11 protein-coding genes and 1 pseudogene are annotated in these 12598 nt (G+C 69.3%); 4 read left to right on the top strand and 8 right to left on the bottom strand.

The annotated features are described in order from the left end of the window. The first annotated feature begins 195 nt into the window (after positions 1–195). The 3 genes from ABZ725_RS47755 (at position 196) to ABZ725_RS47765 (ending at position 2258) form a co-directional block, all read left to right on the top strand. Complete coding sequence (locus ABZ725_RS47755; protein WP_358808641.1) at positions 196–363, top strand: hypothetical protein; 168 nt, start codon at positions 196–198, stop codon at positions 361–363. 272 nt (positions 364–635) lie between these two features. Beyond that, positions 636–1514, top strand: coding sequence for a carotenoid biosynthesis protein (locus ABZ725_RS47760; RefSeq protein WP_358808642.1), 879 nt, complete (start codon positions 636–638; stop codon positions 1512–1514). 222 nt (positions 1515–1736) lie between these two features. Further along, positions 1737–2258, top strand: a complete 522-nt coding sequence (locus tag ABZ725_RS47765) for a hypothetical protein (protein ID WP_358808643.1) — start codon at positions 1737–1739, stop codon at positions 2256–2258. A gap of 94 nt (positions 2259–2352) precedes the next feature. Here the strand turns inward: ABZ725_RS47765 and ABZ725_RS47770 are convergent. The 5 genes and pseudogenes from ABZ725_RS47770 to ABZ725_RS47790 form a co-directional block, all read right to left on the bottom strand. After that, positions 2353–2475 (bottom strand): annotated as a pseudogene (locus ABZ725_RS47770) (IS5/IS1182 family transposase); the annotation flags it as partial. Positions 2476–2491: 16 nt separating this feature from the next. Continuing rightward, positions 2492–3226 (bottom strand): hypothetical protein, encoded by a 735-nt coding sequence (locus ABZ725_RS47775; RefSeq protein WP_358808644.1) that lies wholly within the window; start codon positions 3224–3226, stop codon positions 2492–2494. Between the two features lie 56 nt (positions 3227–3282). Next, positions 3283–4134: a MerR family transcriptional regulator gene (locus ABZ725_RS47780; protein ID WP_358808645.1), complete on the bottom strand. Its 852-nt coding sequence runs from the start codon at positions 4132–4134 to the stop codon at positions 3283–3285. Positions 4135–4242: 108 nt separating this feature from the next. After that, on the bottom strand, positions 4243–4722 hold the full coding sequence (locus ABZ725_RS47785) for a hypothetical protein (RefSeq protein WP_358808646.1): 480 nt from the start codon (positions 4720–4722) through the stop codon (positions 4243–4245). A gap of 237 nt (positions 4723–4959) precedes the next feature. After that, the gene (locus ABZ725_RS47790) at positions 4960–6162 is read right to left on the bottom strand and encodes an FAD-dependent oxidoreductase (protein WP_358808647.1); all 1203 of its coding nucleotides are present in this window, start codon (positions 6160–6162) and stop codon (positions 4960–4962) included. Positions 6163–6581: 419 nt separating this feature from the next. Here ABZ725_RS47790 and ABZ725_RS47795 point away from each other — a divergent pair, with 419 nt between their 5' ends. After that, a complete protein-coding gene (locus ABZ725_RS47795; RefSeq protein WP_358808648.1) occupies positions 6582–7697 on the top strand; it encodes an N-acetylmuramoyl-L-alanine amidase in 1116 nt (371 codons plus the stop codon). Between the two features lie 114 nt (positions 7698–7811). Here the strand turns inward: ABZ725_RS47795 and ABZ725_RS47800 are convergent, their stop codons facing one another. The 3 genes from ABZ725_RS47800 to ABZ725_RS47810 form a co-directional block, all read right to left on the bottom strand. Then, positions 7812–8495 carry a response regulator transcription factor gene (locus ABZ725_RS47800; RefSeq protein ID WP_358808649.1) on the bottom strand — a complete coding sequence of 228 codons (684 nt, stop codon included), beginning with the start codon at positions 8493–8495 and terminating at the stop codon, positions 7812–7814. Continuing rightward, positions 8492–9685: a sensor histidine kinase gene (locus tag ABZ725_RS47805; RefSeq protein WP_358808650.1), complete on the bottom strand. Its 1194-nt coding sequence runs from the start codon at positions 9683–9685 to the stop codon at positions 8492–8494. The genes ABZ725_RS47800 and ABZ725_RS47805 overlap by 4 nt, the downstream gene beginning before the upstream one ends. Positions 9686–9780: 95 nt before the next feature. Continuing rightward, on the bottom strand, positions 9781–12084 hold the full coding sequence (locus tag ABZ725_RS47810) for an MMPL family transporter (protein ID WP_358808651.1): 2304 nt from the start codon (positions 12082–12084) through the stop codon (positions 9781–9783). Between the last annotated feature and the right edge of the window lie 514 nt (positions 12085–12598).

The following is a 12598-nucleotide window of genomic DNA, read 5'->3' on the forward strand; positions in this document are numbered from 1 at the left end:
ACGGCTTCCCTTGCCTCCGGTGTGCGCTACGTCTCATCCGTGCGCTGTTACGGCAGAGGGCTGGCTGGTGTCTTGATGCCGAGTCCACGACATGGGGAGAGATGATGAGCGGGAACGCCCAGCGCGGTGGTTGCCGGTGGCTGGTACAGGGCGTGACGGCGGGCCGGCAGCCTGGCTCGGCGCGATGGTGCGCCGGTGACCGTGGTCGATCCGCGTCCCGGGTTCGTCGAGCAAATCCGTCTGCACCAGCTTCCGACCGGTTCCGATGACACGGTCGAGAACTTCGGGGCCGCTGGCAAACATCTGGGCGACGGCTCCGGCAAAGATGAATTGGCTGAGCCGATTCTCGGCAGGCTCTGGTGAAGCGCATCGGAAGCCGCGAGACCGATGTCGGTACGTACCTTCAACGCGCCCGGCGCCGGCGCGACCGGGTTTCGCTGGTGAACATGGTTGCCGGTGCCGTGGATGACCTGGCTGGGCGTCAAGTACCGCGACTCGGCGGCTGCCCGGCCGCTGGGCGCGTCTGCGGAAGAGCTGTTGTTCACCGAGGTCGCACCGGACGCCAACCCCGGTCCGGGCACGGACCCCGTCCCTGACGCAGCGGCAGCTGAACTTATTATCACAGGAGAATCAAAATGAACGCCTGGAACCGCGTCCTCTGGCTGCTATCAGCCGCCGCGGCAATAGTGGGCCTTACCGTCCCACTGACCGGGACACACGTCACGACGCCGATACTGCTGCTGTCCGTCCCGTTCGCGCTGATCCACGGGGTGCGGAGGTACGGGTGGCGGACGCTGCTGTTCTTTCTGATCGTGACCCTGGTGGTGAGCAACTTCTTCGAGAACCTCAGCGTTTCCACCGGGTTCCCGTTCGGCAACTACCACTACACGGGCCATCCGCAGCTGATTCATGTGCCCATCGAGATCGGACCGATCTACTTCGGTCTGGGCTACATCTGCTGGCAGGTGGCCAACACCTTGCTCGACGAGGCGGACAGCCGCCTGAACGGCTCGTCCGGGTCGCTCGCCGGCCGGGTCGAGGTGGTGGCGCTGCCGATGGTGGCCGCGGCACTGATGACCATGTTCGACCTCGGCGTCGACTCGGTCGCCTCCACCGTGAAGCGGGTCTGGGTCTGGGAAGATGGAGGCGGGGTGTTCGGGGTGCCGTACACCAACTATTTGGGCTGGTGGTTTGTCACCTATCTCTACTTCCAGATCTTCGCGCTGTATTTGATGAAGCGCCAGCCGGCGTCGACCTCGGTGTCGGCATCGGTACGGACCGAGGGGCGGGGGGTGTTGGCGCAGAACGTGCTCTTCTACGGGGCGCTGGGGCTGAGCTCGGTTCCCTACTTCATCGGAGCCTCCACTGACATGGCCAAGGACGGTGCCTCGGTCAGCTGGAGCGCAGATGCGATCAACGAGACGTTGATGACGATCAACCTGTTCGGCATGGTGTTCGCTGCGTTTCTTGCCGCGGTCAAGCTGGCTCGCAACGACCTGGCCCTGCGCCGCTGATTCCGACTGACGCAGAACGGCCGCCGGCCGGATTTCCGGCGGCCGTTCGCGGTGTTTTCCGACGAATGCGGTGAGTCCCTTTTCCGCCGCGACGATGCCCGGTTGTAGCAGAGCCGTTCGGCGGCTGCGGCTGCGGCTGCGGCTGTACAACCATGTGCCATTGAACGGCCCGTGGCCCCCGGCAGGTGGTGTCCTGCTGGGAATGACGCTTGCCGTAGCAGTATGGCGACGATCACACCTAATCGCGTGTCACATATGAGGGTCGGCCACGGTCTTATGACCATGGGAAAGATTGTGACACGACGGGTACTTCTCGGTTTTCTGGTTCTCGCATGCCTGGGTCATGTGTGGGCTTACTTCGCGCCAGAGCTCTGGTATGACACGTTTCCTCACATTGGTCGACCCTGGCAGCCTCGCCTCGGTCCGTACAACGAGCATCTGGTCACGGACATGTCCGCGTTGTACATGGCCCTTTTGGTCGTGACAGCCGCGGCCTGGCGTTTTGCCGACAGCGACCGGTACGTCATCACGGTCGGCGCGGGTTGGCTCACCTTCTGCGTCTTCCATTTGCTCTACCACCTGCAGCATCTCAGCATGTTCACCTCGGGTGAACGCATCGCGCTTGTGGGCCTGCTTTCTTCATTGACGCTGGTCTCCGCCGCACTGCTGGCGCCGTCGCCCACCGGGAACGCAAGCTCGCGTTCCGGAGCGAGCGATGTTTCACCTGGGACGAAAGGCCAGTAGCGGGAATCCGATCAGCCCTGCTGCGAGGCTCGTAGTGAGCGGCAAGGATCGAGGGGCACCGCTATCGGCACCGGGATCCGGCTAAGAACTCAAATCAAAATGAGGTCTTCAAGCATCGCCAGCAGATGATCGCGCAGCCGAGGGTGAGGAAGGCTTGGTGGATGTCGGCTCGGATCTCCCAACGGATGTGCAGTCGGCGGAGTCAGTGCAGGAGAGCGCAGACTGACGGATAGTCATTCCGTGGGGCCCGTGGCGTGGGACTGCCCTTCCAGTGCGAACCAAGGTCCGCGGTCCAGGCGGTCCAGCACGACCTCGCGCGCGTCGGGGTGGACGACCCGGTCGGCGAGGCGCCGGGCGCGGGCTTTGAGTTCCCTCGCGTCCGGGGCGCCGGTGGCGGCGGCCGTCCGGGCCCGGATCTCGGTGGCGAAGGCCCGGTCCCAGTCGGTGAAGGCCGCCGGGTGCTCGGCGATCAACTCCGCGTAGCGCGGGGCATGGTGGGCGGCGACCTGGAGGCGGCCGATGGCCAGGGCGGTCTGGGCAATGGTGTATTCGCCGCGGCCGTGGTTGGCCGGGGTGCCCGCCTCCAGCCAGTGGTAGCACGCCGCGTAGGCCTGGTAGAGGGCGCGGTCCTGCTCGGCGCGCGGGGTGGCGGGGGTGAGGTCGAAGAGCAGGTCCCCGAGCGCGTTGTTGAGCTCGACGGCGAACCACCGGTGCAGATCGCGTTCGCGCGGTTGGCGGTTGCCGAACGCGGAGACCACGTCCTGCCAGCGGGCGAAGCCGTGTTCGCGGGCGATGACATGCTGCGCGTCGTGTATGGAGAAATGGACCGGGTCCACCGGGCCGGCCTTGGCCGCGCGCTCGGCGGCGCCGGGCTTACCGCCCTGGACGGCCAGGCGCAGGTCCTTGGCCTGGTTGCGCAACTGCCCCAGGTCGGCCTGGACGGGGAGGTCGGGGGCGGTGCTGTTCACGGTGCTGTTCCTCCAGGTCACCTGTGGCGGTCCGGGCGGGTCGGTGGTTGGGCGGGTCACCAGAAGCGCGGTTGGGCGGGGATGGCCTCCAGGTCGGTGAGGACAAGTTCGCGGTCCTCGTCCTGGGCGATATCCTCGGCCGCGGCCAAGGCCTGCTCGGTCCAGGCACGGGCCTGCTCCTTGTCGCCGGCCACCGCGTGGGCTCGGGCCAGGGACTCGTAGGCGTAGGCCAGGTCCCAGTCCCCGATGCCGTGCGCCTGGCAGATCTCCAGGCCGCGCCGGGCGTGGTGCAGGGCGGGCTCGGCCCGGCCCAGCACGCAGTAGACCCGTGAGCACTGCCACTCGCCGCGGCTGAGATTCACCGGGGCGCCCACCTGGCCCCAGTGGTAGCGCGAGGCGTGCGCCATGTGCAGCATCCGGTCGTCATCCTCGACGCTGCGGTCCTCCTGCTCCAGCAACCGCCACACCCCGTTGAACAGATCCACGGCCACCCGCCGCTCGTCGCCTGCGGCTCCCTCGGTCCTTTGCTGCGTGTCCTGGTCGGTCATCGCTGCGGTGACTCCGTCCTCGATCAGATGGTCCGTCTGGTGGAGATCGCCGCGGACCCGGTCCAGGCGTGCCTGGAGCCGTCGTCTGTGCTGGATCAGGACCTGCTGGATCGCGGCCGCGTCGTCCGGCTTGGCCAGGCACGCACGGACCTGCTCCAGCGGGACGTCGACCGAGCGCAGGGCCTGCACCAGCCGCGCATGGGCAACCTGGTCGGGTCCGTAGAAGCGGTAGCCCGTGTCGGGGTCGACCACGGCAGGTGCCAGTAGTCCCACTCGGTCGTAGTGCCGCAGCGCCTTCGCGGTCAGGCCGACACGGCGTGCCAGCTGACCGACCGTGATCAGCTCAGGTCCATCCACCATGCCCTGAACCTAGAACCTTGCCCCGCGGGAACCTCAAACCCGGCACCCACGTCTTGAATCGCATCGAAGACGTCACGGGAGATGGCCGGCCGTGTCACGAAGGGATGGTCAGCTGGAGGTGAGGGGGTTTCGGACTCGCCGCCCGGTGAGCCTTTCGGGGTGGCGGACGTAGTAGAGGCCGGTGACTCGGGCGTTGTCCACGCGGAAGGCCAGTACGCCGTCGATCACGCCGTCCACGCGCAGGATGAGTCCCGGGTTGCCGTTGACTGTCGTGGGCTCGCTGGTGAAGGTGCCGTCGGCCCTGCCGACCCGGCCGGCCAGGTAGCGGACCACCTTGTCGGCGCCGACGACGGGCCGCACGGCCGCCTGCTGAAGACCGCCGCCGTCGCTGACGAAAACAACGTTCGGGGCGAGTATGTCGAGCAATCCCTGCAGGTGTTGGGTCTCGAGGGCGGACTGAAACGAATTCCGTGCCCGTGACAGGTTCTCGAACCGTTCGAGGTCCTCGGCCACTTCTGGCGTGGCAAGCAGGGACTCGGGCAGCCAGGTGCCGGCGTGGGTCGCGGGGGCGGAGACGTGGTCGTTCATGTCGTGTGTTTCGCTTTCTCGCGGTCGGCCCCATGTGCCAATAGCAGGCCGTTGAACATGAACCCGGTCTGATGCCGGGGTCATTGGCGGCCTCGCCACTGGTCAGGTCGGGTGGGGCGAGCTGGCGGAAATTACGCCCCGGATCCCGGCACGGAATGCGAGGCGTTGTCTGCTTGTCACTGCGGCTCCTCCTTCCTTCGGCCGGACCGACTGTCCGGCCGAAGGAAGGAGGAGCGGTCAAGCGGCGCGCCCGTTGCTGGACGGAGCCTGTCCCTCCCCAGGCGTGTCCAGGCCCTTGGTGCTGTCGCCGTGGGACGCGCGGGTTGCGCGGGAACTGGCCTTGCGCGCTCCGGAGAGCAGTTTGTTGAGGGTGAAGCGGCAGGCGATCTCCTTGACGCCGGCGCCGGTGCGTCCGCTGATGCTGAGCGCGTTGACCTTGTCGTCGGGGTAGGAGAACTGGGTGACGCCTTCGTTGCGGCCGAGGCTGAGGCACTGTCCGGCGAAGAACATCCGCACGGGGGCGGCCTTCTTGCCCGCGATCCGGCGCAGGACGGTGTCGGCGGCGGCCGGGCCGAGCTGGGTGGCGGCCTGGCAGCTCATGCGGAAGGGGTGGTCGGGCATGACTCCGGCGTCTCCGGCGGCGATGATGCGTTCGTCGTCGTAGCTGGTGAGGGTGGTGTCGGTGAGCAGGCGGCCGTCGTCGTCGGTGCGCAGTCCGCTGCGGGCGGCCAGGTCGGGGACGCGGAATCCGGCGGTCCAGACGGTCACCGCGCTGGGCAGCGTGCGGCCGTCGTCGAGCTGCACGGCGTCCTGGGTCACCTCCGTCACGCGCGCGCCGGGGCCTTCGACGACGTGGACGCCCAGCTTGGCGAGGCGGCGGGCGACGGGGCGGCGGACCCGGGCGTGCAGGGAGGGCCCGAGGACGCGGCCGCAGACCAGGGTGACCTTGCGGCCCGTCTCCGCCAGCTCGGCGGCGGTCTCCAGGCCGGTCGGGCCGGAGCCGACCACGGTCACCGGATCCGACGCGGACGTCGCCTCCAGCGCCGTCCGCAGGCGTTGCGCTCCCTCAAAGTCCGACACCCAGTGCGCGAACTGCGCCGCTCCGGGGACGCCGGGGTCGGCAGCGCCGCTGCCCACCGCGTAGACGAGGTAGTCGTAGGAGAGCGTGCCGCCGCCGGCGAGGGACACCTGGCGCGCGGCGGCGTCGATCCGGGTCGCGGTGTCGACCACCAGCCGGACGTTCGCGCCCAGGACCTCGCCGAAGCCCTCGACCGCGTCGTCGGAGCCGGTCACCAGCTGGTGCAGCCGGATCCGCGAGACGAACTCGGCACGCGGATTGACCACGGTCACCGACACGCCGTCGCGCCGGGCCAGCTTGTTGGCCGCCGTCACGCCCCCGTACCCGCCGCCGACGACGACTACCTCGACGTTCGTGTTCATGATGTCTCCTCGTGCTGTGGTGGACTCGACATGGAGACACCGGCCGCCCGCCCGGCGTAACAACCCCGCGGATGAGACGTAGCGCACACCGGACGCGGCGGAACGCCGCCCCTTCCTCGTGACGGTGGGCGGCCAGTGGAACGGACTGATTGACGTCCGCAAGCGGGACGCCGACGAACGGATCGACATGGTGACCACCAAGTAGCGTCCACATGGTCACTGACAGGGTGTCACCCCAACGTGTGACAGCGTGTGTTGTGACTCGTATAAAGTGTCAGCACTGAGCGAGAGCGCCTTGCCTGTCCTCCCCTGCGACCTGCCCGGCATGCGATCCGTGGGCGGACGGGGGCGGGCGGGGGCGGCAAGTTCCCCTCGTTCTGCGCCACTTGAAAGGATCCCCTGTGCGCAAGAAGCTTCTCTTGAACCGTCGTGCCGTCCTCATGGCGGCCGGTGCCGCGACCGGCGTCGTCGCCGGCCTGGCAGCCGTGCCGGCGATCGGTGCGACCACCCCTGCCACAGCCACTTCGGGCGCGCGTGCGGTCCGTGTGCCGCGTACGCGTGCCAAGTCCGTCACCGGTACCGCCGCGCGGACCGTACAGGCCGAATTCCCCGTGGAGCACGTCGGCGTCAGCTGGACCGGGTCCAGGCGGGGCGCGAGCATCCGGCTGATCGGCCAGGACGGCAGCCGTGGCGAGTGGACGGCGCTGCAGCCGGTCTGTGGCGCCGGCGCCGACGGGGATTCCGGGGACCCGGCGAAGAACGTGAGCGTGCTGGTGCCGGCCGACGGGGCCGCGGGGTACGAGCTGCAACTGCCGGACGGCGCGACCGACGTGCGTTCCACCGCCATCGACACGGTCAACGGGCCGTCCAAGGAGGTCGCCACGGCCGCGAAGGCGGGGCGGATCGCAGGCGTCGAGTACATCACCCGGGCCGGATGGGGCGCCGACGAGTCCCTCCGCTTCAAGGCGGACGGCACCGAGAACTCGCCGCAGACCTACTACCCGGCCCAGACGATGACCGTGCATCACACTGCGGGCGTCAACGGCGACCCCGACCCGGCGGCCACCATCCGGGCGTACTACTACCTCCACGCGATCACGAACGACTGGGGCGACATCGGCTACCACTATCTGATCGACGAGGCCGGCCTCATCTACGAGGGCCGTTACTCGGGCACGGACGGCATCCCCGCCCATGACGTGAGCGGGAAGATGGTGACCGCCTTCCACGCCTCCGGCTACAACTCGGGCAACCTCGGCATCGCCCTGCTCGGCAACTCGAACGAACAGCCCCCGACGGCCGCGGCCCGTCAGTCACTCACCCGGCTGCTTGCCGCGCTGTCCGCCTACCACAATTTCGACCCCGAGGCCGCCGTCACCTTCGTCAACCCGGTCAACGGCGTCCGCAAGGACGTCCAGATGATCAGCGGCCACCGTGACTGGCTCGCCACCGAGTGCCCCGGCACCACGCTGTACGGCGACCTTCCCGCCCTGCGCAAGGACGTCGCGGCGAAGCTGCTGCAGCCCCACGTCTGACGGCCGGACCGGGCTGCCGGGCTGTCGGTCGGGCGGGGCGGCACGTGCGACATCAGGCCGGCGCCGCCGGCGGTCTCCTCGGCCGCCGGCGGCGGGTCGGCGAGTTCCGCTCGGTCAGCCGTTGGGATGTGGATGCGGTTTCACCAGGCCGCTCTGGTAGGCGATCACGACGAGTTGGGCGCGGTCGCGGGCGTGGAGTTTGGTCATGGCCCGCTGGATGTGGCTGCGTACGGTCAGCGGGCTCAGCACCATCTCGGCGGCGATCTCGGCGTTGGACTTCCCGTGCGCGGCCAGGGCCATGACCTCGCGTTCGCGGTCGGTCAGGGCTTTGACCGCGTCGGGGAGCGCGAGGAAACCGTCGGTGTCCGGAGTGGCCAGGAAGCGGGTGATGAGAGCTCGCGTGGCGGTGGGTGACAGGAGCGAGTCGCCGGTCGCCACGGTGCGGATGCTCGACAGCAGGTCCTCCGGACGGACGCCCTTGCCGAGGAATCCGCTCGCACCGGCGCGCAGGGCCTTGGCCACGTTCTCGTCGTTCTCGAAGGTCGTCAGGATCAGGATGTGGGTGCCCGACAGTTCCGGTCGGGAGCAGATGGCTGCGGTGGCCGCCACGCCGTCGACGTTCGGCATGCGGATGTCCATGATGACGACGTCGGGCCTGTGGGTGGCGGTGAGGTCGACGGCTTCCTGGCCGTCGGCGGCCTCCGCGACGACGGTCAGGTCCGCGACCGAGTCGATGAGGATGCGGAAGGTGGCCCGGAGCAGGGCCTGGTCGTCGGCGAGCAGGACGCGGATGGTCATGGGGCGGGGCTCTCGTCGTTTCCGTGGAGGGGAAGGGTGCAGGCGACCTCGAAGCCGCCCTGCGGGTGGTGGCCGGCGTGGAAGGTGCCGCCGACCGCCGTCGCGCGCTCGCGCATGCTGCGCAGGCCGAAGCCGCCACCGGAGCGGTGTGCGGTGGTAGGTCGGTCGGGCAGGGTGTCGTTGGTGACGGTCAGGGTCAGGTGGCGGCGTGTGTAGTCGAGCCGGACCTGTGCCGTGCGGGTGGCGGCGTGCTTGGTGACGTTGGTGAGCGCTTCCTGGAGGATCCGGTAGGCGGTCAGGTCGATCACGGAGGTGAGCGGGTGCGGCTGTCCTCCGTTGGTGACGGTCACCTGCAGCCCGGCCGCCGAGCAGGCGTCGACCAGGTCCGGCACCTGTTCCAGCCCGGGTGCCGGGGCCCGCTCGTCCGTGGGGTCGGTGTCCTGACGCAGGAGTCCTACGGTGGCCTTGAGTTCGCGCAGCGCCGCCGCCGTGGACTCCGGCAGTCTCCCGACGATCTCAAAAGCCTTGTCGGGGTCGGTCCTTGCGAGGTGGGCGGCGGTGCCGGCCTGGGCGTCGGCCAGGGTGAGGTGGTGGGCGACCACGTCGTGCAGTTCCCGTGCGATGCGCATGCGCTCCTGGATCACCCGATGCCGTGCCTCTTCCTCCCGTTCGCGCGCTGCGTGCTCGGCGCGGGCCACGGCGAATTCACGGCGCACCCGGACGTAGCTGCCGAAGACCGCCGACAGCAGCACCCAGGCCGCCGGGTTGACGATGGCGAGGATCAGGGAGTCGTAGAAGGAGGGGAGGAAGAAACCGGCGACGATCATGCCTGCCGCGGCCGCCAGCGCGCTGTTCCAGGTGGTTCGGCGCGGGGTGCGCACACTGACGGAGTACTGCGCGATCAGGAGCGCGCCCATCAGCCCGGGAGTCAGGAGGTAGCCCAGAGCGCCCAGGCCCATGGTGCACAGCAGGGTGACGGCGACAACCGGAAGCGGTCGGTCGCGGCGCCGGACCAGAGCCGCGCAGGAGACGGCGGACAAGGCCACGCCGGGCCATAGGGCCGGTGTCACGGGCATGACCGTGCGGGTGAACGCGAGGCCACCGACAGTGACGGCGAACAGCAAGCTCAGTGTCGCGGCTTCGACGACCTTCGGACGGGTCGCTGCCCTGCGCTGCCAGTATGTGCTCATCACGCCTCGATACGGTTCCCCTGGCAGAGTACTTGGACCTGCGTGGGCCGCGGCGCCGCTGTGTCCGGCGCCGCGGACAACACGTGCTGATCGCATCAGACGCGGGCCGGTTCCTGGTGCGCGGGCTCGCTGCCCTCCGGCCTGGTGGGGTCCGTCGGCGACGCGGCGAGCCCGGAGCCCTCGACGTCGACACGGGGCAGCAGCCGGTCGAGCCACCCGGGCAGCCACCACGCCTTGTCACCGAGCAGGGCCAGCACCGCGGGCACCAGCGCCATCCGTACGACGAAGGCGTCGAACAGCACCGCGACGGCCAGACCGAAGCCGATGGTCTTGATCATCGACTCTCCGGAGGCGATGAACCCGGAGAACACCGCGATCATGATCACCGCTGCGGCGACGACCACGCGGGCGCTGTGCCGGAATCCGGTGACGACCGCCTGGGGAGCCCGGTCGCCGTGGACGTAGGCCTCCCGCATCCGGGCGACGAGGAACACCTCGTAGTCCATGGCGAGGCCGAACACGATGCCCACCAGGAAGATCGGCATCAGGCTCATGATCGGACCGGCCTGCTCCACGCCCAGCAGTTCCGCGCCCCAGCCCCACTGGAAGACCGCGACGACCGCGCCGAGGGCGGCCAGTACCGACAGCAGGAACCCGAAGGCGGCCTTGACCGGCACGAGTACGGAACGGAAGACCACCAGCAGCAGGATCAGGGCCAGCACGACGATGACGGTCAGGTAGGGCACGAGGGCGTCCTGCAGGGCCACCGCGATGTCGATGTTCATCGCGGTGCTGCCGGTGACCTCGAACGTCGCCCCCGTCGCCCCTTCGAGGTCGGCGCGTTCCGCGCGGATGGTCTTGACGAGGTTCTTGGTGTCCTCGGTGTTGGGGCCGGCGGTCGGGACCGCCGAGAACAGCGCGGTGTCACCGGCCGGGTTGAACCGCGCGGGAGAGACGGACACGACCCCACGGGTCGCGCCGATCTTCTTGGCGATCTCGTCGGCAGCCGCCTTGGCGTCTGCCGCCCCCTTGGCGTCCACCACGATCGTCAGTGGCCCGTTGAAGCCTGCTCCGAAGCCGTCCGCCAGCGCGTCGTAGGCACGCCGCTCGGTGGAGGAGACGGGCTTGGACTCGGCGCCCGGCATGCCCATCTCCAGGCTCGCGGCGGGCAGGGCCAGGATGCCCAGGCCCGCGACGCACGCCACCAGCACGGCTACGGGGCGGCGCAGCACGAACCGAGCCCACCGGGAACCGCCGTTGTGCGTACCGGTGTTGTCCGTACCGCCGTTGTGCGTACCGGTGTTGTCCGTAGCGCGGTAGTCCGCACCGCTGTTGTTCGCGGCTTCGGCCGGCCGGCCGGCTGCGCGGCCGCGCTTGCGCGTGGCGCGGGAGAGCACGGCGTTCGGCCACATCCCGAGCAGGGCGGGGACCAGGGTGAGAGCGACCAGCACAGCGACGACCACGGCGCCCGCGGCGCACAGACCCATCTTGGTCAGCATCGGAACACCGACCACGGACAGGCCCGCCAGCGCGATGACGACCGTGAGGCCGGCGAACACCACGGCCGAGCCGGCCGTACCGGTGGCGAGTCCGGCCGCCTCGTGGGGAGCGTGGCCGCCTGCTCGTTCCTCCCGGTAGCGGGAGACCACGAAGAGGGCGTAGTCGATGCCGACCGCCAGTCCGAGCATCGTGGCCAGGGTCCCGGTGGTCAGGGAGAGGCCGAAGACGCTGCCCAGAGCCAGGATCGAGGCCATGCTGACGCCGACGCCGACGAGGGCGGTGAGCAGGGGAAGCCCGGCCGCCGCGAGGGATCCGAAGGTGATCAGCAGGACGACGGCGGCGAGGGCGATGCCGACGGCCTCGGCGGAGCCGCCCGCCGCGGGCTGCTCGGCGAGCGCGTCGCCGCCGACCTCGACGGTGAGACCGGAGTCGCGGGCGTCGTCGATGGCCTTTTCCAGTACGGCCTTGTCCGCGTCGGTGAGATCGCCGGCCTGCACCTTGAAGTTCACCGTGGCGTAGGCGGTGGAGCCGTCCTTGCTCACCGCGCCGGCGGTGAACGGACTCACCGCGTTGGCGACCTCCGGCCCGTCGGCGGCCTTCGCCACGAGCGCGTCGATGGCGGCGCGGTTGCCGGACCCGGTCACCTTCTGGCCGTCGGGGGCGACGAACACGATGCGTGCACTGGCGCCGTTGACGTCCGTACCGGGGAAGCGCTCTCCGATCAGGTCGAAAGCCTTCTGGGCCTCGATGCCGGGCATGAAGGACGTGCCGTCGTCGGAGGAAGCGGGCGCCTTGGCGGCGCCGAGGCCGACGGCGCCGAGAAGCAGGACCCACAACAGCGTCACGAGCCAGCGCCGTTGGAAGGCGGTCCGGCCCATCCGGTAGAGGAAGGTAGCCACGAGAAACGGATCTCCAGGTCTGGGGTGGGGTAGATCACCAGCCTGGCGGACAGGGTGCGTCGAGGCATCGTGCCTGTGCTGGCACTCCGGCTTGGTGCCGTCGCACGAGCCGCCGCGCCGCCGCCGTCCTTGAGGACGAGTGGCGAGTACGACCTGGGTATGACGCCGGGTCCCGCACCCGACGCCCGCGCGCGGCAGCAGCGACGATTCCGCTTTCGGACGGCCCCGCTCGAAGCCACAGGTGAGTGCTCAGGCAGCAAACGGGCACGTTCGGAGCGGACCCGGGTGGGGATCTTGCTCCGCTGTTGGCCGGACAAGGCTCCTGCCTGCGGAAATACCGCATGCGAAACGGGCACATACGGTCACGGAATTCATGACGTCCAGCCTGTTCATGAGGCTGGGCGTGCTTCTAAATAGTCCGCATGAGCCCGAACGGGCCGGGCTCATGCGGAGGCGCATCCGCGCCGGACCGCAAACGGCCGGACCGAGTGTCGGGCCGGAGACGCGGAGGGAG

The sequence above is a fragment of the Streptomyces sp. NPDC006872 genome (assembly GCF_040635845.1).
In the GTDB taxonomy this organism is placed as follows: domain Bacteria; phylum Actinomycetota; class Actinomycetes; order Streptomycetales; family Streptomycetaceae; genus Streptomyces.